We start from the raw sequence: 22,375 nt of genomic DNA, 5'->3' as shown, positions 1-22,375 counted from the left end.
AAAGCGAGGCTTAGTGACTGGCGAGTTGTGAGTTGGTCAGCTGGTGTTCTTCGCCGGCGTAATAGGCGCGTACGCGCGGGTCCATCACCGCCCGCCAAAGCGGTGGAAACAGCGCCAGGACGACCATTCCGGCATAGCCGTTGGGCAGTTGTGGGCTGTCGTCGAAGTGGCGCAGCACCTGATAGCGGCGTTTGGCATAGGCGTGGTGGTCGGAGTGGCGCTGCAGGTGAAAGAGAAACAGATTGGTCAACAGGAAGTTGCTGTTCCATGAGTGGGTCGGATTGGTGCGCTCATAGCGGCCGTTGTCCAGCTTGCGGCGGTGCAGGCCGTAATGCTCCACGTAGTTGACGATCTCCAGCAGGGTAAAGGCGACGATCGACTGGCCAATAAAGAACAGTGCGCCGAGCCAGCCTAAGGTCAGGGCGAAACCGAGCAGAAACAGGGCGCTGATGGTGTACCAGCCGATCAGCTCGTTGCGCCAGTGCAGGGCGGGCAAACCCTTGCGCTTCAGCCGTTCGGCTTCGAGCTTCCAGGCATTGAGGAAGTTGTGCACATAAGCGTGTGGCAGAAAGGCATACAGGCTCTGGCCATAACGCGACGAACTGGCGTCTTCCGGGGTCGACACATGCACATGGTGGCCGCGCACATGTTCGATCTTGAAACCGCTGTAGCACACGGCTGCCAGCAGCAGGCCGCCGGCGTTCTGTTCCAGCTGCGGGTCCTTGTGAATGAGCTCATGGGCCACGGTAATGCCGATGGCACCCGTGACCGTGCCCACCGACAGCACCCAGCCCAGCTGGCCGAGCCAGTTCCAGGCCTGATAGTTGACGAAGACCCAGCCGGCCCAGCTGAGCATACCCAGCAGGAAGGGCACAGTGGCCAGGCTGAGCAAGCGATAGTAGGTCTGCTGCTCCATCTGCGGCACCTGCACCGCTTCGTCCGGGTTTGCCGGGTCACGGCCGACGATAAAGTCCAGCAGCGGGATCACGCCGAACACCACCAGTATCACCATCCAGGCCCAGGCGTTGGCATAGTCGCTGTCTTGCGACCAGTAATAGCTGAGGGGGATGCCCAGTACCGGGATCAACCAGAACCAGTAACCGATGCTCTTGATGGCAAGCATCCAGTTGGAGGGAAGGCGTTCGAACATAGGGGGCTCCATATTTTTTATTCTTGGGGATAGTGCCGGTAGGATTGTAGGACAATGAGTTTTCACCAACAGCCACAAGGAGCCCACCTTTTGGCCTGAAAGTGCCCCGCCTGTGCCCTTGGCCCGGTAACACCCTGTGTTACACTCGCGCCCTGCGCATACCTACCCACGCCAAGCCTGGCGGGGGTTTCAGTATCTCTATCGCTTGCCCCAATAGGTCAGTAGAGCCTAAGGATCATCATGACGTTCAAGGCACCGGACAGCCTCGCCGAGCAGATCGCCCACCATCTGGCCGAACGCATCATTCGTGGTGAGTTGCAGGCCCGTGAGCGGATTCAGGAACAGAAGGTTACCCAGGCGCTGAATGTCAGCCGGGGTTCGGTGCGCGAAGCGCTGCTGATTCTCGAACGTCGTCACCTGGTGGTGATTCCGCCGCGGCGCGGTGCCCAGGTGGCCGAGCTGACCCCGCACAAGGTCAAGAGTCTGTATGCCCTGGTGATAGAGTTGTACATCCTGCTGGGCAAGGCGGTGGCTGATGGCTGGCAGATTCAGAGCGATCTGGCCCCTTTCCTGGCTATCCAGCAGCGCTTGCAGGACAGCCTGCAGCGTGAGGACATCAACGCCTTTGTCGAAGGCAGCTTCGACATCATGCGTGCCGCCTTCCCCTTCGCCGACAACCCTTACCTGCAGGAAACCGTGGAGAACCTGCTGCCGGCGATCAGCCGCACCTATCATCTGGCGCTGGAGCGGCGAAAAAGCGAAATGGGTCAGTTTCTCAATACCTTTGCCGTGTTGCTGCAGGTGATTATCGCCCGCGATCATCAGGCTATCCGCCAGGTACTGCTGGGCTACGGCGAGCACAACTGTCAGCTGGTGCTGGCTGCCTTGGCCGAATCCTGAGGAAGACTGCCCATGCGCCTCAAGTGCATCAAGCTGGCGGGTTTCAAGTCCTTCGTCGACCCCACCACGGTGACTTTCCCCAGTAATATGGCGGCGGTGGTCGGGCCCAACGGTTGCGGCAAGTCGAACATTATCGACGCTGTACGCTGGGTGATGGGTGAGAGTTCGGCGAAGAACCTCCGTGGCGAGTCGATGACCGATGTCATCTTCAACGGCTCCAATACCCGCAAGCCGGTGACTCAGGCGTCCATCGAGCTGATTTTCGACAACTCCGACGGCACCCTGACCGGCGAATACGCAGGCTACAACGAGATTTCCATTCGTCGCCGGGTGACCCGCGACAGTCAGAACACCTATTTCCTCAACGGCACCAAGTGCCGTCGCCGCGACATTACCGATATCTTCCTCGGCACCGGCCTGGGCCCGCGCAGCTACTCGATCATCGAGCAGGGCATGATCAGCAAGCTGATCGAAGCCAAGCCGGAGGACCTGCGCAATTTTATTGAAGAAGCCGCCGGCATCTCCAAGTACAAGGAGCGCCGCCGCGAAACCGAAAATCGCATCCGCCGCACCCACGAGAACCTGGCGCGCCTGACCGACCTGCGTGAAGAGCTGGAGCGCCAGCTCGATCGCCTGCATCGCCAGGCCCAGTCGGCGGAGAAATACCAGGAATACAAGGCCGAGGAGCGCCAGCTCAAGGCCCAGCTCACCGCCCTGCGCTGGCAGGCGTTGAATGAGCAGGTGGGCAGCCGCGAGGCGGTGATAGGCAATCAGGAAATCAGCTTCGAAGCCCTGGTGGCCGAGCAGCGCAACGCCGATGCCAGCATCGAGCGCCTGCGCGACGGTCACCATGAGCTGAGCGAGCGCTTCAACCTGGTGCAGGGCCGTTTCTATTCAGTGGGCGGCGATATCGCCCGGGTCGAGCAGAGCATCCAGCACGGTCAGCAGCGTCTGCGCCAGTTGCAGGACGACCTTAATGAAGCCGAACGCGCGCGTCTGGAGACCGAATCGCATCTGGGCCACGACCGCACGCTGCTGGCGACTCTGGGCGAAGAGCTGGCCATGCTTGAACCCGAGCAGGAGTTGACCGCCGCCGCGGCCGAAGAGTCCGCTGCCGCGCTGGAAGAATCCGAAAGCGCCATGCACGGCTGGCAGGAGCAGTGGGACGGCTTTAACCAGCGCAGCGCCGAGCCACGGCGTCAGGCCGAGGTGCAGCAATCCCGTATCGCCCAGTTGGAGCAGAGCCTGGAACGCCTGGGCGAGCGCCAGCGCCGCCTTGCCGATGAGCTGCAGCAGCTGGCCGCCGACCCGGAAGACGCCGCCATTATCGAACTGGGCGAGCAGATCGCCGCCAGTGAACTGAACCTGGAAGACCTGCAGCTGGCCGAAGAGCAGCAAGCTGAACGTCTGCAGCAGTTGCGCCACGAGTTGCAGCAGGCCGGCCAGGCCCAGCAGCAGGCCCAGGGCGAGCTGCAACGTTTGAACGGTCGCCTTGCTTCGCTGGAGGCCCTGCAGCAAGCCGCTCTCGACCCCGGCAAGGGCCCGGGTGACTGGTTGCGCGAGCACCACTTGAACGAACGCCCGCGCCTGGCCGAAGGCCTGCGGGTCGAGGCCGGCTGGGAACTGGCGGTGGAAACCGTGCTGGGGGCCGATCTGCAGGCTGTGCTGCTGGACGACTTTCAGGGCCTGGATTTTTCCGGCCTGGCCCAGGGCGATTTGCGCCTGGTCAGCCCGGCCAAGGGCGGCGCGCGCTTTGCTGGTAGCCTGCTGGACAAGGTCGAGGCGGCTGTCGATCTGGCTCCCTGGCTGGCCAGGGTCAAGCCGGTGGACTCGCTGGACGATGCCCTGGTCGCCCGCGCCAGCCTGGGCGAAGGCGAAAGCCTGATCAGCCGCGACGGCTACTGGGTCGGTCGGCATTTCCTGCGAGTGCGCCGCGCCAGCGAAGCGGAAAGTGGCCTGCTGGCCCGCGGCCAGGAAATCGAGCAGCTGGGGCTTGAGCGCGAAGAGCGCGAAGCGGCCCTGGCTCTGCTCGAGGAGCGCTTGCTACAGCTGCGCGAAAGCCAGGGCCAGCAGGAAGAACAGCGCGAGCAGCAGCGCCGCCAGTTGCAGGACCAGGCCCGCCGCCTGGGCGAGCTGAAGGCGCAGTTGTCTGCCGGACAGGCCAAGGTCGAGCAGCTGATACTGCGCCGCACCCGTCTCGACAGCGAGTTGCTGGAACTGGGCGAACAGCGCGCCATCGAGCATGAGCAGCTGGGCGAGTCGCGCCTACAGCTGCAGGAAGCCCTGGACACCATGGCGACCGATAACGAACAGCGTGAAAGCCTGCTGGCCAGCCGCGACAGCTTGCGTGAACGCCTCGACCGAGTGCGCCAGGAAGCTCGCCAACACAAGGACCACGCTCACCAGTTGGCCGTGCGCCTGGGTTCGCTCAAGGCGCAGCACGATTCCACCCGTCAGGCTCTGGAGCGCCTGGAGTTGCAGGCCGAGCGCCTGCACGAGAAGCGCGAGCAGCTCAACCTCAATCTGGAGGAAGGCGAAGCGCCGCTTGAAGAGCTGCGCATGAAGCTCGAAGAGCTGCTCGACAAGCGCATGGCGGTGGAAGACGAGCTCAAACTGGCGCGTCTGGCCCTGGAAGACGCCGACCGCGAGCTGCGCGAGGCGGAAAAGCGCCGCACCCAGGCCGAACAGCAATCCCAGCTACTGCGCGGCCAGCTTGAACAGCAGCGCATGGAGTGGCAATCCCTGACCGTGCGGCGCAATGCCCTGGCCGATCAACTGGTCGAGGACAACTACGACCTGCACGGCGTACTGGCGACCCTGCCAGGCGATGCCAGCGAAACGGCCTGGGAGGACGAACTGGAGCGCCTGGCCGGGCGTATTCAGCGCCTCGGTCCGATCAACCTGGCGGCGATCGACGAATATCAGCAGCAATCCGAGCGCAAGCGCTACCTGGACGCGCAGAACGCCGACCTGGTGGAAGCCCTGGATACCCTGGAAAACGTGATTCGCAAGATCGACAAGGAAACCCGCAACCGCTTCAAGGAAACCTTCGACCAGATCAATGGCGGCCTGCAGGCCCTTTTCCCCAAGGTTTTTGGCGGCGGTAACGCTTATTTGGAACTCACCGGCGAAGATCTACTCGATACCGGGGTAACCATCATGGCGCGGCCACCGGGCAAGAAGAACAGCACCATCCATCTGCTCTCGGGCGGCGAGAAGGCGCTGACAGCATTGGCTCTGGTCTTCGCCATCTTCAAGCTCAATCCGGCACCTTTCTGCATGCTTGATGAGGTGGATGCGCCGCTGGATGACGCCAACGTCGGGCGTTACGCACGGCTGGTAAAAGAGATGTCAGAAACGGTGCAATTTATTTATATCACCCACAATAAAATCGCCATGGAAATGGCCGATCAGTTGATGGGCGTGACCATGCATGAGCCGGGCTGTTCGCGTTTGGTTGCAGTTGATGTGGAGGAGGCGCTGGCAATGGTTGAAGCGTGATGCTTCTGCCTGTGTAAAGTTGCCTTTCGTCGTGCTAGCTTAACGCGCATTGTTATCAAGAGTGGCCCGTGGCCCAGAGAAAGACCTGCCAGAACATGGAGTTGGCGTCAGGTTACAGAATTAGCGAAACGGGGCGGGATGCTCCTCGGTTTATCAAATTTATTAGGGGTTAGGTTATTTCATGGAATTCGGTCTGCGCGAGTGGCTGATCGTCATCGGCATTATTGTTATCGCTGGCATCCTCTTCGATGGGTGGCGGCGTATGCGCGGTGGCAAGGGCAAGCTCAAGTTCAAGCTTGATCGCAGTTTTGCCAATATCCCGGATGATGACAGCGACCCCAACCTGCTCAGCCCACCGCGGGTAATCGATCGCAACCACGAACCCTCCCTGGACGAAGATGACCTGCCGGCTATGAGCGCCCGCGAACTGAACCGTCGCCGCAGCGGTGAGCCGCAGCAGGGTGACCTGAACCTTGGTCTGGACGAGCCGGTGCCAACCCTGCTCAACCCTGTCGGTAAGGCTGCTGAAGATCCGGTCGTCAAGGCTGCCCCCAGCAGCAAGGAACTGCCACCGGTTGAAGAAGTGCTGGTGATCAACGTGATCGCCCGCGACAACGCCGGTTTTCAGGGCCCGGCGTTACTGCAGAACATTCTTGAAAGCGGTCTGCGCTTCGGCGAGATGGATATCTTCCATCGCCACGAAAGCATGGCCGGCAATGGCGAAGTGCTGTTCTCCATGGCCAACGCGCTCAAGCCTGGCACTTTCGATCTGGACGATATCGAAGGTTTCAGCACCCGCGCCGTGAGTTTCTTTCTCGGTCTGCCGGGCCCGCGCCATCCCAAGCAGGCCTTCGATGTGATGGTCGCCGCCGCGCGCAAGCTGGCCCACGAACTCAATGGTGAGCTGAAAGATGACCAGCGCAGCGTACTGACTGCGCAAACTATCGAGCATTATCGCCAGCGCATCGTGGAATATGAGCGCAAGCAACTGACCAATAAGCGCTGATTTAACCCATGAAGTAGAAAGAGCAGCCAAGGCTGCTCTTTTCGTTTGAGAGAACACCGCAATGACCGACGCCTCGACTGCTGCCCAGCGTATTGTGCAACTGCGTGCCGAACTGGATGAGCACAACTACCGTTATCACGTACTCGACGAACCGAGTATTCCGGACGTCGAGTACGACCGCCTGTTTCATGAGCTCAAAGCACTGGAAGCTGAACACCCAGAGCTGGTCACGGCCGATTCGCCGACCCAACGTGTCGGCAGCCTGGCGCTCTCGGCCTTTGGTGAGGTCAAGCATGAAGTGCCGATGCTCAGCCTGGGCAATGCCTTCGAAGAAGCCGACCTGCTGGATTTCGATCGCCGGGTGCGCGATGGCCTGGACCTGCCGGCGGGCGATCTGTTTGGGGGCGGGGCCGAGGTTGAGTACAGCTGCGAACCCAAACTCGATGGCCTGGCCGTCAGCCTGTTGTACCGCGATGGCGTGCTGGTGCGCGGGGCCACCCGGGGCGACGGCAGCACCGGTGAGGACATCAGCGTCAATGTGCGCACCATCCGCAATGTGCCATTGAAGCTGCAGGGCGAGGGCTGGCCGTCCGTGCTGGAAGTGCGTGGCGAAGTCTTTATCTCCAAGGCCGGTTTCGAGGCGCTGAATGCGCGGCAGCTGGAGCAGGGCGGCAAGACCTTCGCCAATCCGCGTAATGCCGCTGCAGGCAGCCTGCGCCAGCTGGATTCGAAAATTACCGCAAGCCGCCCGCTGGAGTTCTGCTGCTACGGCATCGGCCAGGTACAGGGCGAGCTGCCGCAAACCCATATCGGCATTCTTGAGGCCCTGAAGCACTGGGGGATACCAATCAGTCGCGAGCTGAAGCTGGCCAGGGGGGCAGATGAGTGCCTGGCCTACTACCGCAGCATTGGTGAGCGCCGTGAGTCCCTGGGGTATGAGATCGACGGCGTGGTGTTCAAGGTCAACAGCCTGGCCTATCAGCGCGAACTGGGCTTCCGCGCCCGCGAGCCGCGCTGGGCGATTGCCCACAAATTTCCGGCGTTGGAAGAGCTGACCGAGTTACTGGATGTGGAGTTTCAGGTTGGCCGCACCGGTGCGGTTACCCCGGTGGCCCGCTTGAAACCAGTCAAGGTAGCGGGCGTTACGGTGTCCAATGCCACGCTGCACAATATGGATGAAGTGGCGCGTCTGGGGGTGATGATTGGCGATACGGTGATTATCCGCCGCGCCGGCGATGTGATTCCGCAGGTGGTGCAGGTGGTGCCGGAGCGTCGCCCACTGGATGCCAGGCCCATACAGATTCCAGAGAGCTGCCCGGTGTGCGGTTCCCACGTCGAGCGCACCCAGCTGGTCAAGCGCAGCAAGGGCAAGGAAACCTTCAGCGAGGGCTCGGTGTACCGCTGTGTCGGCCGTCTGGCCTGTGCTGCGCAGCTCAAGCAGGCGATCATCCACTTCGTTTCGCGGCGCGCCATGGATATCGAAGGGCTGGGCGACAAGACCATCGAGCAGCTGGTCGATGAGCAGCTGATCGCCTCGCCGGCCGATCTGTACCGGCTGACCTATGAGCAGATCATCAACCTGGAAGGCTTTGCCGAGGTTTCCAGCAACAAGCTGCTGCAGGCCATTGCCGACAGCAAGCAACCCAGCCTGGCGCGGTTTATCTACGCCCTGGGCATACCCGACGTGGGCGAGGAAACCGCCAAGGTGCTGGCCCGTTCGCTGGCCTCTCTGGAGCGGGTGCAGCAGGCCCTGCCGGAAGTGTTGACCTACCTGCCTGATATCGGCCTGGAAGTGGCGCACGAGATCCATAGCTTCTTCGCCGATAGCCATAACCAGCAGGTGATCGCGGCCTTGCTGGCCAGCGACCAGTGCGGGCTGCAGTTGCAGGAGCAGGGTGAACTGAGTGCCGAGTTCAGCGCCAGCGCCACCCTGGCAGGCATGCTCGACAAGCTGAATATCCCCTCCGTGGGGCCTGGTGGTGCGCAGAAGCTGGCGGACAGGTTTGTCAGCCTGGATGCGGTGCTGGCCGCGGACTGGCTGGATATGCGCCAGACCTTGCCGGAAAAGCAGGCCAATGCTGTGCGCGAGTTTTTTGCGGTGGCTGCCAATGCCGAGCGCGCGCGTGCCATCGAAGCTCAGCTGAAGGCCTTCGGCATGCACTGGTTGAGTGAGAAGAAAGTTATCGCCGGCTTGCCCCTGGCCGGGCAGACCTGGGTGCTGACCGGCAGCCTGGAGGTGATGAGCCGCGATGTGGCCAAGGAGCGCCTGGAAAACCTGGGGGCCAAGGTGGCTGGCTCCGTATCGGCGAAAACCAGCTGCGTGGTGGCCGGCCCTGGGGCGGGTTCCAAGCTGGCCAAGGCCAGTGAGCTGGGGGTGCGGGTGATCGACGAGGAAACCTTTCTGGCGGAGCTGGCTCGCCTGGGCCAGTAGTGGCTCCGCTTGGGCTGCCGGCCGCTGGATATGCGCTGCGGTGGCCTAAGGCGGGGTCGCCAGCTTCGGGCTCGCTCGGTGCGATACGGCTGTACGGGGTACACCTTAGCCGGTCGATTTCCAGCCCAGGGACAGGCTTTCGCGACAGTGTTGCGACAAGAGGGGCTCGCGTCCGGTCGCGCGGTCGCTGGATTGAGGTTGCGCCGCGATACTTTGGCGATAATCGCTGGGGCAACAGCCAAAATACTGTTTGAAGCTGCGGGCGAAATAGGACGGGTCCTGAAAGCCCACGGCATAGGCGATGCTGGTAATGGGCATTTCGCTGTTGCTCAGCAGTTCTTCGGCCTTGTCCATGCGTTTGCGCTGGATGAATTCGACAAAGCCCACCCCGTAGGTCTGTTTGAACAGACGGCTGAAGCGAAATGGCGTCATGCCGCAACGCTTGGCCAGGGCCTGCTGTTCAATATGCTCCTTGAAGTGCAGCTCGATATAGTGAATGGCGTCCTGCAGGGGGCGCTGTTTCTGATGCTCGCTGGTCAGGCGTACGCTTTCCGGCAGCTCGCTGATGCGCGTCAGCTGCTGCTTGGGGTTGGGTAGTTCATGGGCGCTGCGCAGCTGGCACAGGGCACGCAGGGCCTTGAGGTAGCGCTGGCGTTCGGATGGCTGCAACGGCAAGGCGAGGTAGTCCCAGACGCCGGAGCGGAAGGCCCAGACGGCCAGCTCCTCGGAGTGCTGCAGCGTCAGCATGGTGATCGGGATAGACGGCACCGAACGCTTGACCTCGAGAATCAGGCCGAGGCTCAGGGTATCCGGGCGATCATAGTGCATGCAGATCATGTCCGGACGCTGGCGGGCGCTTAGCCGGCTCAGGTTCAGCTCGCGGACCAGAATAATCCTGCAGCTGTCCGCGAAGGCGGCCGAGCAGTCGGCGGCTGACTGGTCGTGGGTAAGGTCGAACCACAGCAGCTGCGGAGCAGCCAGTGCGTGTGTGTTCATAGCGGTCATTGTGCTGTGGCCGTCTTGTAAAGTGTTTGGCGGTTGTTCTGGTTGTGTTACATGCAGTTACGTAATGTACTTCCCCATTAACACTTAGAAGCAATATGACATCAGCGCAAAGACCCAGTATTTATAAGGATTAGAACCAGGCGTTCTATTTGCGCCATCCCGAAGCTGGGTTCTGGCCAGCCTTCATCGCCCGTTGTGCCGCCGCCACCAATTGCCGGTTCTGCCTAGTGCTGTTCCGGTGGCTTGTCTGTGCCTGCAAAACAGGCCTGCAAAAAAGTACCGGCGATATGCAAGAAATCTCCTAACCGATGTTTTGCCAGGTGCCTAGTGTTGAAGCAGGACGGTGGCTACGCGCCAGGAGCAAGGGAGTACGCACCACACAGGGAGTCCACGCAGGAAGCACCGTCTTTCTTGGTTAGAACATTCAAGTGAGGTGAGCGAGATGATCTTTCAAGCAATCAAGACTTCGGTGATGAAGTTCGTCAAAGACGAGGATGGCCTGACCATCGTGGAATATGCGGTGGCGGGTGGGCTGGTAACGCTGGGCGCTGTGGCTGCTTTCGTGGCTCTGGGAGGCAGTGTGTCAACGGCAATCAACTGCTTGGACGATGCAGTTAATGGCGTTGATTGCACTCCATAGTGCCCCCTTGAAAAGCCCAACAAGAGAGAGACGCAGCGATGTCCATGGAGCAGATGTTCCCCGTCATTTTGCTACTAGGGCTGCTGGGCGTTGCGGTGGCGAGCGATCTGCGTCGCCACCGTATCCCCAACTTCCTGGTTGTGCTGGGCCTGGCTTTAGGTCTGGCCGGCCAGGCTTATCACGGCGGACTCGGTGGCCTGGCCGATAGCGGGCTGGGTGCGCTGATCGGTTTCGGGGTTTTTCTACCCCTGTATGCCTTGGGCGGCATGGCCGCCGGCGACGTCAAACTGATGGCCATGGTCGGCAGTTTTATGACGCCGCAATATGCGCTCTGGGCGGCGCTGTTCAGTCTGATTGCCGGTGGCCTGTGTGGGGCGCTGCTGATGCTGGCCAAGGGGCAGCTGCAGCAGACCCTGGGGCGTTATCTACTGATGCTGCGGGCGCGGGCTTATCTGGCCCCGGCGGCAGACGAGGTGGCTGGCAAGCCCTTTCCCTATTCGATTGCGATTCTGCTGGGCAGCCTGGCCAGCGGCTATCTCATGTTTATCCGTGCGGGAGTCTAGCCATGCATGCGCTAAGCCCTACCGGCAGTAATCAGCAGGACTTCGACCCGATTCAACAACTGGCCCCGCAACCACGCACGGTCGCGGAAACCGGTCTGGCCGACAGTTTTATTGGCGACCTGCTATGCAAGCACTTGCATGACGCTGGCGTACTCGATCTGACGCAACTGGTGGAGCGCCTGGCGCTGACCGGCTCAGTGCTGGAGGAGGTGCTCGGTTATCTGCGCAAGGATGGCCGTATCGAGGTGCTTGGCCAGAGCGGCGGGCAGGGCCTGCGTTATGGCCTGACCGAGCGCGGCCGCAGCGCCGCCAAGGATGCCCTGGCGCGCAGCGGCTATATCGGCCCCGCGCCCTATCCGGTGGAGCGTTACCGGCAACTGCTGAAGGCGCAGACGGTGCATGGCTGCCGGGTCGATGCCCGAGCCATGCGCGAGGCGTTCGCCGGCGTGGTGCTGCGCGAGGAGTTGCTCGACCAGTTCGGCCCGGCGATGAACTCGGGCCGGGCGATCATGATTTACGGGCCTGCTGGTACCGGCAAGACCTATATCAGCCAGCGCCTGATCAGGCTGTTTCACGGCGCGATCTGGGTGCCCCATGCCATCGCCATCAACGAGGCGGTGGTGGAAATATTCGATCCTCAGGTACACAAGCCGCTGCCCGTCGAGGCGGGAGCGCGCAGCCTGCGTATGGATCAGGGCGTCGACCGGCGCCTGCTGCGCTGCCGGCGGCCGATCATCATCACCGGCGGCGAACTGACCCTGGATATGCTGGATATCCGCTTCGATCCCTACACCCGCCTGTACCAGGCACCGCTGCAGCTCAAGGCGAGCAACGGCATCTTTATCATCGACGACCTCGGTCGCCAGCGGGTAGCCCCGGTGGACCTGTTCAACCGCTGGATCGTGCCGATGGAGGAAAAGACGGACTACCTCAACCTGGGTGGCGGTCGGCATTGCGAGATTCCCTTCGACCTGGTGCTGGTGTTTTCCACCAACCTCAATCCGCTGCAACTGGCCGACGAGGCATTCCTCCGGCGGATCGGCTACAAGCTGCATTTCGGTTACCTGCAGCCCGATGAGTACGAACGCATCTGGCAGCAGGAGTGCGAAAAACTGGGCATCCCTTACGACCCCGAGCTGGCGGCCTACGCCATCGAGCGCCTGCACCGGCCGGAGAACATGCCGCTATTGCCCTGTCACCCGCGCGATCTGCTGGGTATGGCGCTGGACTGCCAGCGCTACCAGGGCGCGGATGATTGGCAAATCCTTTCACCGAAGACACTGATCTGGGCCTGGCGCAACTACTTCGTCAGCCTTGAACCCAGTTGAATCAAGGAGGCACCGTCATGAACTCACGCACGCTTGTATTGATCGGTCTTTCACTGCTGCTCGGCCTGGGTGCGGCCTTTCTGGCCAATAACTGGTTGAGTGCGCGGCTCAATGCCGGCCCGGACGACAACCTGCAAAACGTGGTGGTGGCCACGCAGGAGATCCCCTTCGGCCAGATGGTCGAGGCCCAGCAGGTGACCCTGGTGCGCATGCCCAAGGGCACGGTGCCGGACGACGCCTTCGATAGCGCCGACAAGGTAGTGGGCAAGATCGCCACCTTCGCCATGTTGCGCGGGGATATCGTGCGCGCAGCGCGCCTGGCCGAGCACCTGGGTGGCAGCACTCTGGCCTCGCTGATCGAGCCGGAAAAACGTGCCATCTCGGTGCGGGTGGACGATGTGGTCGGGGTTGGCGGCTTCCTGTTGCCGGGTAACCGGGTTGATGTGCTGGTGGCCAAGAAGGCTGAAGGTGGCGGTAACAATGCCAAGTCGGAAACCATTCTCGAGGACCTGCGCGTGCTCGCCGTGGATCAGACCGCCAGCACCGACAAGACCCAGCCGGTGGTGGTGCGCGCGGTAACCCTGGAGATGACCCCCGAAGAAACCGAGATCCTGGTCAAGGCGCAGACCGAGGGCAAGCTGCAACTGGCCTTGCGCAACCCGCTGGATAACCAGAAGAAGCCACTGCCTCCGGTCGAGAAAGCCGTGGCCGTGGTGGAGGTGCCAGTCCCGGCTCCCGTGGCCAAGCCGGTGGTGCGCCGCAGCAGCGGTGGTGGCAGTGGCGTCACCATTATTCGCGGTATCGATGTGCAGGCGGCTAAGGCGCAGCTTTAGGCATTCGCCCCCAGCCCTCACTCCTGGGTGGGTAGGAGAAAGAGCAGGGAGCAGAGCATAGGAAGACGTCGCGGCGCGACGTTCAGACTAACGGCATCGGCGGGTCCGGTGCTCCTGTAAGCAGGTAAAAACGCATAACCACGCAAGGAGTAGGGCATGGATATCATCCGTAAACTGGGCGCATGCGCGCTGTCCTTACTAGGTGCTGGGTTGCTCTGCAGTGTGGCACTGCAGGCCGCCGAGCCGGTGCCTGCGGTCAGTGCCATGCCGGCAGCCAATATCAGCACTATTCAGGTGCCGATCTACAAGTCGCGGGTGCTTACCACTCGCGCGGCGGTGAAGAAGGTCTCGGTCGGCAATCCGGAAATCGCCGATATTCTGGTGACCAGCCCGACTCAGCTTTACCTGCTGGGGCGCTCCCTGGGCAGCACCAACGTGCTGTTGTGGGATGGTCGCAACCGGCTGATCGATAGCCTGGATCTGGAGGTTATCCACGATCTCAGCGGCCTCAAGAGCAAGCTGCACGAATTGCTGCCCAATGAGCGGATCGAGGTCTATAGCGCCCAGGGTGCGCTGGTGCTGCGTGGTCAGGTAAGCAGTGCGGCGGCGGTGGATACCGCGGTCAAGCTCGCGAAAACCTATACGGCACAAACCGCCAGTGTGGTGCAGGGCGAGGGCGAAGCCGCAGTGGCGGCCCCGAGCCAGTCACTGGAAGTGATCAACCTGCTGAGCGTCGGCGGTAGCCAGCAGGTGATGCTGGAGGTCAAGGTGGCGGAGATGCAGCGCAGCCTGGTCAAGCGCCTTGGTGTTCGTTTCCTCGGCATTGGCTCTGCCGGTAACTGGAGCCTGGGCGGTTTCAACGACAGTGCTTCGCTGGCCGAAACCCTGCTCAGTTCCGACAAGGGCTTCCTCGCCCAATTCACCTCCGGCAGCTTCCTGTTCGACGCAGTGCTGGAGGCGGCCAAGGAGAATGGCTCGGCCAAGGTACTGGCAGAACCGACCCTGACCACCCTGACCGGGCAACAGGCGGAGTTTATTTCCGGTGGCGAGTTTCCAGTTCCGGTCTCCGACGATGATGGCATCACCATCGAATACAAGGAGTTCGGCGTCGGGGTCAAATTTCTCCCGGTGGTGCTCGATAGCGGACGGATCAACCTCAATCTGAATGTATCGGTCAGCGAACTGGTGGCCGCCAACAGCCTGGTGGTAAATACCGAGGACGCCGTGGGGGCTTCCTTGCTGGTGCCAGCGCTGACCAAGCGCAGTGCACAGTCCACCGTCGAACTGGGCAATGGCCAGACCATCGCCATCGCCGGGTTGATCAGCGAGAACACCCGCGACTTTGTCAGCCGCTTCCCCGGGCTGGGCGATATCGCCGTGCTTGGGCACCTGTTCCGTAGCCAGGAATTTATCAATGGCGAAACCGAACTGGTGATCCTGGTCACCCCGCATCTGGCCAAGCCACTCGATGCACGAAGCGTGCGCCTGCCCACCGAGAAAGTCGTCGCCCCAGGGGATATGGATTTCTACCTGCTGGGTCGGACCAAGGGCCGCGACATGGGCCGTCCGGTACCGGTCAGCCTCGGGGTCAGCGAAGGCAGCTTTGGCCACGATCTGCAGTAGCTGCGCAGCGGTCTTGCAAAGGCCGCTCGGGCATATGTGCAAGGGCGAACCGCCCAGGGGCGGGCCGCACGGGATCAACCACTGGAGGCAACCACCATGAAACGCATGATCGTTCTGACGCTGCTGTTGCTTGGGCCAACCGCCTGCATGACCTATGACGAGGCGCGGGTCGGTACTCAGGGCTATAGCGTTTATCAGACCCACTACCAGCAGATCGCCGACAAGGAACGGGCGGCCAACCCGGGCACTGAACTGCCGGCCGAAGGCAGCGACGGAGCGATTAGCGAAAAAGTAATGGAAGGCTACCGCGGCGTGACCGGTGATGCGCGTCAGGTCGCAAAACCGATCCAGATCAATATCGGTAATTGAGGACTCTAACCATGAAACCCCGGTTGCAACGGCCGTTCACCCCAACGCTGGCGCGTCAGCGGGGGGCGGTGATGGTGCTGATCGTGATTGCCCTGGCCGCCATGCTGTTGATGGGGGCCCTGGCCCTGGACGGCGGACATATGTTGTTGAACAAGACTCGCCTGCAGAATGCCGTGGATGCCGCAGCCCTGAGTGGGGCCAAGACCTTGCAACAGGTGAAGGACAGCGGCAATGCCTCCAGCCTGACGCGCGATGCGGCGCTCAACACCCTGCGTCTGAATGCCGATGCCGACGGCAATGGCGAACTGGACAGTGGCATTGGTGATGGCGGAGTAGGGGCTTTCGCCATAGTGGAACTATCCAGCAGCGTCTATGGGCCATTCTCCTACCCAGGTCCGGCCGATGCCGCCTATGTGCGGGTATCGGTACCGGACTACCCACTGGCCGGGTTCCTCTGGAACTTCGCCCGGTCCCTTTCCGCGGGCAACCTCGGCGAGAAGGCGGTGGCCGCCATCGCCACAGCCGGGCCGAGTCCCTCGGCCAACCCGTGCAGGATCGAACCCATCATGGTCTGCGGCGACCCCGCTCAGTACGACCCCGAGAACGGTAATTTCTGGGGTTATGGTTTCGGCGATCTGGAGGTGCTGAAGAGCGCAGCCGGCAGCGACCCGGCAATCGGGCCCGGTAACTTCCAGTTGCTGCGTCTGGATGGGGCCACCGGGGCCAACGACCTGCGCAATGCGCTGGCCGGAGGTATAGACAAGTGCAACGCGGTGGGTGACGAGGCGGAGACAGAGCCTGGTAATCAGACCGGTCCAGTGGCCCAGGGGCTGAACACCCGCCTGGGGGTTTACACCGGAAGCATGACCGCCAATGACTATCCGCCAGACTGGGTCACCGACTTCACCAACCCGCGCACGACCTATAACGACAGCACCCAGGACGTGGAGCACGAGGGCGAGATGGTCACTTCCAGTGATGGCGATCTGTCCACCAGTAGCACCGATTTGTTCGACTACAACGACTGGTTGGCGGCCAGCGCCGCCTGCGCCGCTTCCGGTAACTGCCAGGGTGCCTACGAACGGCGCATCCTCACGCTCGTCATCGGTAACTGCGACGGCGCATCCGGTGGCCAGACATCAGTGCCGGTGTTGGGCTTCGGCTGTTTCTACCTGCTGCAGACGGTCAAGCAGCAAGGCACCGAGGCGCAGGTATTCGGCCAGTTCATCAGCGAGTGCGAGGGCGATGGTTATGCCGGAGCGACACCGGCTGACGATGTCGGACCGAACATCATTCAGCTATTCAAAACCTATATCGGCGGCGTTGCGACGCCAAGCCCCGACTCCTGACGGTCGTTTCGCCTGATTGTTGGTCGGTGTAGCCCGGGGCAAACCGGGCAGGCATGGGGAGGTGTTTATGCACACTCAGTCATTCAAGCCCAGGCAGGCTCAGCGTGGCGTGGCCATGGTCGAGTTCGCCATCACCCTGCCGCTTCTGCTGTTGTTGCTGTTGGCCATCGGTGAGTTCGGACGCATGTTCTACCACTACAACAACCTGCTGCAGGCTAACCGCGATGCCGTGCGCTACCTGGCGGGCGAGGCCTGGAATGGCAATCTCGGCCAGGTCGTGATCGATCCGGTGTTAGAGGCCAGGACCAAGAATCTAGCGGTCTATGGCGTACCCGTACCCCAGCCCGGCAACGAGGTGGCACCTGGGCTGACCACCGCAGACGTAACAGTCGGCCCCGTGGGCAGTGACCATGTTCAGGTGCGCGTCAGCTATGTGTTCCGCCCGGTGATTGGCAACAGCCTGCCGGCGCTGATTGGCGATGCTATCCCGCTGAATATCCCGCTAGTGGCCACCACTGTGATGAGGGGGTTGTGATGAAGTCGATAAACAGACGGCGCATGGGCGGGGTGTACGTGGTTGAGTTCGCGATTATCGGACTGCTGCTTTTCACCTTGCTGTTCGGTGTGCTGGAAATGGGTCGCCTGCTATTTACCGTCAATGCTCTGGACGAGGTGGTGCGCCGCGGTGCGCGCCTGGCAGCGGTATGCAATATCAGCGATCCGGTGATATTGCGTCGGGCGATCTTCAATGCGGCCGATGATGCCGGTGCCAGTTCGCTGATCGGCAGCCTGGAGACCGCCAATCTGACCCTGGTTTACCTGGACGAGAACGGCGTGGGTGTGCCCAGCCCGGGCGATCTTGTCGGTGCCGGTGGGTTCAGCGCTATCCGCTATGTGCAGTTGCGTGTGGAAAATTTCCCCCATGAGTTGTTGATTCCAGGGTTTGGTGGGGTATTCACCCTGCCGGCCTTCAGGTCAACCATTCCCCGCGAAAGCCTTGGTCGACATGCCGAGGATGTAGCTCCGGAGATCACACCATGTTGAAGCTTAGAGAAGTCTCAGCACTGCCCAGTGCGCCAGCCGAGCAGGGGCTGCACCTGTTGATCAGCAGCCGCGATACGGAAGCGCTGCAGCATCTGCATGGCATCTGCCGACGCGCTCCCGGCATGCATGTGAACACGCGGCTGGTCAGCAATGGACATACCGACCCGTTGTACGGGCTGGACCACAAACCGGATTTCCTGTTGCTACGGGTCAGCCACTTGTGGCGTGAGGAATTGGCGGCGCTTTTGCAGCATCCGATCCAGGACCGCCCGCCGCTGTTGGTCTGCGGGCCGCTGGACGAGCGTGAAGGCATACGTCTGGCGATGCAGGCCGGTGCCCGCGATTTTCTGCCGGAACCGGTGGCTGCCGAAGAGTTGCTGGCGGCCCTTGGTCGCATGCTCATGGAAACCCGTTCCAGTAGCGGCGCTACGGGCAAACTGGTGGCAGTGATGAACGCCAAGGGCGGTTCCGGTGCCACCCTGCTGGCCTGCAACCTGGCCCATCAGCTCAGTGCCAAGGGCGGTAGAACGTTGCTGCTGGATCTCGATCTGCAGTTCGGCAGTGTGGCCCATTACCTCGACGTGCAGCCTAGCCACAGCCATGTCGAGGTGCTGCAGCAGATCGAGGAGATGGACAGCGTGGCGCTGCGTGGCTTTTGCAGTCATTTCAGCCCGAGCCTGCATGTGCTGGGTGGGCGCGAGAACGAGTTGTGTCTGCCCCAGGACGTGCATATCGAGAACCTCGAGGCCCTGTTGCAGCTGGCACGCAGTACCTATGACTGGGTGGTGGTGGACTTGCCGCGGCAGATCGACCACCTCACCGGTATCACCCTGGAGCAGGCCGATCGGGTCTATATCGTGGTGCAGCAGAGTCTCAGCCATCTGAAGGATGCCAGCCGTCTGGCGCGCATCCTGCGTGATGAGCTGGGGGTGCGCGGCGAGAACCTGCAGGTGGTGGTCAACCGCTACAACAAGGCCGCCCCGGTGACCCTGCGCGATATCGCGACGGCGCTGCGCTGCAACGAGCTGCAACAGGTGCCCAACGACTTTGCCGTGGTCAGCCAGAGCCAGAACACCGGTGTGCCCCTGGATCTGCACGCGCCACGCGCGCCGATCACGTTGGCCATGCAGGCGTTGAGCAAGGATTTGCTCGGCCAGCAAGCCGGTGCCGAACCGGGTGTGTTCAAGCGCGCCTTCAGCCGTTTCTTCGGGGAGTGAATCATGCTCAGCGAATTGCGAAATCGACTGCGTCAACAACCGCTCAAGGCCGAGGCCTCGACTGCCGTCGAGGCTCCCGAGCAGGGTGCCTCGACCCAGGAGATGATGGCCTGGGAACACACCACACCTGCCGAGCTGTATGCCACCAAGAGTCATCTCAGCTCAGTGGAAAGCGAGTGGCGGGAGAAGATCTATCAGCAACTGCTCAAGGTCATGGACCTGTCGCTGCTCGACTCCCTGGAGCACGCCGATGCCGTGCGGCAGATACGCGAGATCTGCCTGCGCCTGCTGGATGAGCATAACGCGCCAGTCAGCGCGAGCAGCCGGCAACTGATCATCAAGCAGATCACCGATGAGGTGCTCGGCCTGGGGCCGCTGGAGCCGCTGCTGGCCGACCACAGTGTGTCGGACATCCTGGTCAATGGATATGCCTCGGTGTATGTCGAGCGGCATGGCAAGCTGCAGAAGACCGATGTGCGTTTTCGCGACGACCAGCACCTGCTGAATATCATCGATCGCATCGTTTCCAGCCTGGGCCGGCGCATCGACGAGTCGTCGCCGCTGGTGGATGCACGCCTGAAAGACGGCTCGCGGGTCAATGCGATCATCCCGCCATTGGCCATCGACGGGCCGAGCGTGTCGATCCGGCGCTTCGCCGTGGACCTGCTCAATGCCGAGAGCCTGGTGCAGATGGGCACCCTGACTCCGGCCATTGCCCTGATGCTCAAGGCCATCGTCCGTGGGCGGCTGAATGTCTTGATCTCCGGTGGTACCGGCAGCGGCAAGACCACCATGCTCAATGTGCTGTCGAGCTTTATTCCGCATAACGAACGCATCGTCACCATCGAGGACTCGGCCGAACTGCAGCTGCAGCAACCCCATGTGGTGCGCCTGGAAACCCGCCCATCAAATATCGAGGGCCGTGGCGAGGTCAACCAGCGCGAGCTGGTGCGTAACAGCCTGCGCATGCGCCCCGATCGCATCGTGATCGGCGAGGTGCGTGGTGCCGAGGCACTGGACATGCTGACGGCGATGAACACCGGCCACGACGGTTCGCTGACCACCATCCACGCCAATACCGCGCGCGATGCCCTGGGCCGGATCGAGAACATGGTGTCGATGACCGGGGCCACTTTCCCGATCAAGGCCATGCGCCAGCAGATCGCCTCGGCCATCGATGTGGTGATCCAGCTGGAGCGTCAGGAAGATGGCAAGCGGCGTCTGGTCAGCGTGCAGGAAATCAACGGCATGGAGGGTGAAATGATCACCATGACCGAGATCTTCGCCTTCGTTCGGCGCGGCATGGGCGAGCATGGCGAGGTCCTCGGCGATTACCGCCCAACGGGCATGGTGCCGGCCTTCCGCGATGTGATGGCGAAACGCGGTATCGAGTTGCCGCTGAGCATGTTTCGGCCGGAATGGATGGAGGGGCAGTCATGAACCAGATTCCCAGCGAGTTTATCCTGGCGTTCCTCGGCATGGTGTTCGCCGCAGTGTTCCTGCTCAGCCAGAGCCTGGTGATCCCGGTATTTGGCGAGGCGGGCAGGGTGCGCAAGCGTATTCGCAGCCGCCTGCATGTGCTGGAACGGGCCAGTGACCTGCCGAATATGCAGACGGTGCTGCGGCAGAAATACCTCAAGCGCCTGTCGCCGCTGGAGGCCCGTCTGGAGCAGCTACCCGCCATGGAAGCCCTGGCGCAGATGATCGAGCAGTCCGGGCATGATTACCGCGCCTACCGGGTGCTGTTGCTAGGCCTGATCCTGGGGGCGGTTGCGGGCATTGCGCTGTGGCTGTATAGCCAGGTCTGGTGGCTGGCTCTGGCGCTGGCACTGCTGGTGTTCTGGCTGCCGGTCATGAAGATTGCCAGCGATCGCGGCAAGCGTTTCGCCGCGTTCGAGGAGGGCCTGCCGGATGCTCTGGATGCGATGTGTCGGGCATTGCGTGCCGGCCACCCGTTCAACGAGACCCTGCAGCTGGTGGCCGAGGAACACAAGGGGCCGGTGGCCCATGAATTTGGCCTGACCTTCGCCGATATCAACTACGGCAACGATGTGCGCCGGGCCATGCTCGGGCTGCTCGAACGCATGCCGAGCATGACGGTGATGATGCTGGTGACCTCGGTGCTGATCCACCGTGACACCGGCGGCAACCTGACTGAGGTGTTGACCCGCCTGAGTAGCCTGATTCGCGGGCGCTTTCGTTTTCAGCGCAAGGTCAAGACCTTGTCGGCGGAGGGGCGCATGTCAGGCTGGATTCTGGTGGCGGTGCCCTTCGTTCTGGCAGCGGCGATTGTGTTGTCGAGCCCGACCTATTTGCCGTTGCTGATCAAGGAACCCATGGGCCAGAAGCTGGTGGTGGCGGCTTTCGTCGCCATGCTGCTGGGGATTCTCTGGATTCGCAAAATCATCCGCATCCAGGTGTAAACGCAGTCAGAGGAGGTAGATGTCATGGACTATCTGCTGGGTTTGCTCAACCGCGTGGTCGGCAATGAAGAGCTGGCGCGGTTGTTGTTCGTTGGTGCCATCGGTCTGAGCGCGGTGCTCGCCGTGGCGACCCTGGCCATGCTGGCGTCGGGCCTGCGCGACCCGGTACAGCGGCGCCTGACGCTGATCAAGCGCGGCTATGGCGGCCTGGCCGTCGGCCAGCAGGCACCGAGCAATCTGCAACTGATGCTGGAGCAGGTGGGCCAGCGGTTCAACTCCGGAGAGGAGGACCGGCAGTCCGCGACCCGGATGCTGCTCACCCATGCCGGATATCGCTCGCCGGCGGCGGTGCAGGTGTACTGGGCCGTTCGTCTGCTGGTACCACTGGTGTTGCTGGCCCTCAGTCTGCTGGCCTTGCCGCTGATTCCCAATTTGTCGCTGGTCATGGGGATCGCCCTGGTAGTTGCCGCCGCCGCATTGGGCTGGCTGGTGCCGGCCATCTATGTCGACAAGCGCAAGCAGGCGCGCATGACCCGGCTGCTGGTGGCCTTTCCCGATGCCCTGGACCTGATGGTGGTCTGCGTCGAGTCGGGGCTGGCCTTGCCCCAGGCCATCGAGCGAGTGGCCGACGAAATGGCGGTCAGCCAACCGGAGCTGGCTCTGGAGCTGGCCCTGGTCAATGCGGAAATTCGAGCCGGCATCCCCAGCACCGAGGCGCTCAAGCATCTGGCCGAACGTACCGGGCTGGAGGATATCCGCGGGCTGGTCAGCCTGCTGGCGCAGAGCATCCGTTTCGGTAGCAGCGTGGCCGATACCTTGCGCATCTATGCCGAGGAATTCCGTGATCGACGCACTCAGGCCGCCGAAGAAATGGCGGCAAAAATTGGCACCAAGTTGGTATTCCCCCTGATCCTGTGTTTATGGCCGAGCTTCTTTCTGGTGGCCATAGGTCCGGCAATCATCGGGGTACTCAACGTCTTCGGGAAGATATGA

The 22,375-nt window shown here is 62.0% G+C and carries 19 protein-coding genes; 17 read left to right on the top strand and 2 right to left on the bottom strand.

Annotated features, from left to right (window positions below; all coding sequences use genetic code 11):
* Nucleotides 1–10: 10 nt before the first annotated feature.
* Nucleotides 11–1,150 (bottom strand): alkane 1-monooxygenase, encoded by a 1,140-nt coding sequence (locus WMW70_RS10680; RefSeq protein WP_341437480.1) that lies wholly within the window; start codon nt 1,148–1,150, stop codon nt 11–13.
* A gap of 240 nt (nt 1,151–1,390) precedes the next feature.
* On the opposite strand from WMW70_RS10680, the gene WMW70_RS10675 reads away from it, so the two are divergent.
* From WMW70_RS10675 to ligA, 4 genes are all read left to right on the top strand, one after another.
* Nucleotides 1,391–2,050, top strand: coding sequence for a GntR family transcriptional regulator (locus WMW70_RS10675; RefSeq protein ID WP_341437479.1), 660 nt, complete (start codon nt 1,391–1,393; stop codon nt 2,048–2,050).
* 12 nt (nt 2,051–2,062) lie between these two features.
* Nucleotides 2,063–5,551, top strand: coding sequence for a chromosome segregation protein SMC (gene smc / locus WMW70_RS10670; RefSeq protein ID WP_341437478.1), 3,489 nt, complete (start codon nt 2,063–2,065; stop codon nt 5,549–5,551).
* Between the two features lie 181 nt (nt 5,552–5,732).
* Nucleotides 5,733–6,557, top strand: coding sequence for a cell division protein ZipA (gene zipA, locus WMW70_RS10665; protein WP_341437477.1), 825 nt, complete (start codon nt 5,733–5,735; stop codon nt 6,555–6,557).
* Nucleotides 6,558–6,618: 61 nt separating this feature from the next.
* Nucleotides 6,619–8,988, top strand: coding sequence for an NAD-dependent DNA ligase LigA (ligA, locus tag WMW70_RS10660; RefSeq protein WP_341437476.1), 2,370 nt, complete (start codon nt 6,619–6,621; stop codon nt 8,986–8,988).
* Nucleotides 8,989–9,093: 105 nt separating this feature from the next.
* On the opposite strand, the gene WMW70_RS10655 is transcribed toward ligA, so the two are convergent.
* The gene (locus tag WMW70_RS10655; protein WP_341437475.1) at nt 9,094–9,984 is read right to left on the bottom strand and encodes a response regulator transcription factor; all 891 of its coding nucleotides are present in this window, start codon (nt 9,982–9,984) and stop codon (nt 9,094–9,096) included.
* A gap of 451 nt (nt 9,985–10,435) precedes the next feature.
* Here WMW70_RS10655 and WMW70_RS10650 point away from each other — a divergent pair, with 451 nt between their 5' ends.
* From WMW70_RS10650 to WMW70_RS10590, 13 genes are all read left to right on the top strand, one after another.
* Nucleotides 10,436–10,633 (top strand): Flp family type IVb pilin, encoded by a 198-nt coding sequence (locus tag WMW70_RS10650; RefSeq protein ID WP_341437474.1) that lies wholly within the window; start codon nt 10,436–10,438, stop codon nt 10,631–10,633.
* 38 nt (nt 10,634–10,671) lie between these two features.
* Complete coding sequence (locus tag WMW70_RS10645) at nt 10,672–11,196, top strand: A24 family peptidase (protein ID WP_341437473.1); 525 nt, start codon at nt 10,672–10,674, stop codon at nt 11,194–11,196.
* Nucleotides 11,197–11,198: 2 nt separating this feature from the next.
* Nucleotides 11,199–12,524 (top strand): AAA family ATPase, encoded by a 1,326-nt coding sequence (locus WMW70_RS10640; RefSeq protein WP_341437472.1) that lies wholly within the window; start codon nt 11,199–11,201, stop codon nt 12,522–12,524.
* Nucleotides 12,525–12,541: 17 nt separating this feature from the next.
* Nucleotides 12,542–13,357, top strand: coding sequence for a Flp pilus assembly protein CpaB (gene cpaB / locus WMW70_RS10635; protein WP_341437471.1), 816 nt, complete (start codon nt 12,542–12,544; stop codon nt 13,355–13,357).
* Nucleotides 13,358–13,513: 156 nt separating this feature from the next.
* Complete coding sequence (locus WMW70_RS10630; protein ID WP_341437470.1) at nt 13,514–14,980, top strand: type II and III secretion system protein family protein; 1,467 nt, start codon at nt 13,514–13,516, stop codon at nt 14,978–14,980.
* Between the two features lie 96 nt (nt 14,981–15,076).
* Nucleotides 15,077–15,349, top strand: a complete 273-nt coding sequence (locus WMW70_RS10625) for a hypothetical protein (protein WP_341437469.1) — start codon at nt 15,077–15,079, stop codon at nt 15,347–15,349.
* Between the two features lie 11 nt (nt 15,350–15,360).
* Nucleotides 15,361–16,698, top strand: a complete 1,338-nt coding sequence (locus WMW70_RS10620) for a TadE/TadG family type IV pilus assembly protein (RefSeq protein ID WP_341437468.1) — start codon at nt 15,361–15,363, stop codon at nt 16,696–16,698.
* A gap of 67 nt (nt 16,699–16,765) precedes the next feature.
* Nucleotides 16,766–17,233 (top strand): TadE/TadG family type IV pilus assembly protein, encoded by a 468-nt coding sequence (locus WMW70_RS10615; protein ID WP_341437467.1) that lies wholly within the window; start codon nt 16,766–16,768, stop codon nt 17,231–17,233.
* A gap of 8 nt (nt 17,234–17,241) precedes the next feature.
* Nucleotides 17,242–17,742, top strand: coding sequence for a TadE/TadG family type IV pilus assembly protein (locus tag WMW70_RS10610; RefSeq protein ID WP_341437547.1), 501 nt, complete (start codon nt 17,242–17,244; stop codon nt 17,740–17,742).
* A complete protein-coding gene (locus WMW70_RS10605) occupies nt 17,736–18,959 on the top strand; it encodes an AAA family ATPase (protein WP_341437466.1) in 1,224 nt (407 codons plus the stop codon). Before WMW70_RS10610 ends, WMW70_RS10605 begins: the two co-directional genes overlap by 7 nt.
* 3 nt (nt 18,960–18,962) lie before the next feature.
* Nucleotides 18,963–20,399, top strand: a complete 1,437-nt coding sequence (locus WMW70_RS10600) for a CpaF family protein (protein WP_341437465.1) — start codon at nt 18,963–18,965, stop codon at nt 20,397–20,399.
* Nucleotides 20,396–21,382: a type II secretion system F family protein gene (locus WMW70_RS10595; RefSeq protein WP_341437464.1), complete on the top strand. Its 987-nt coding sequence runs from the start codon at nt 20,396–20,398 to the stop codon at nt 21,380–21,382. The genes WMW70_RS10600 and WMW70_RS10595 overlap by 4 nt, the downstream gene beginning before the upstream one ends.
* 24 nt (nt 21,383–21,406) lie before the next feature.
* A complete protein-coding gene (locus tag WMW70_RS10590) occupies nt 21,407–22,375 on the top strand; it encodes a type II secretion system F family protein (protein ID WP_341437463.1) in 969 nt (322 codons plus the stop codon).

The organism is Pseudomonas sp. XK-1 (assembly GCF_038069885.1).
Classification (GTDB): domain Bacteria; phylum Pseudomonadota; class Gammaproteobacteria; order Pseudomonadales; family Pseudomonadaceae; genus Aquipseudomonas.
This window is presented reverse-complemented; position numbering and strand designations above follow the sequence as displayed.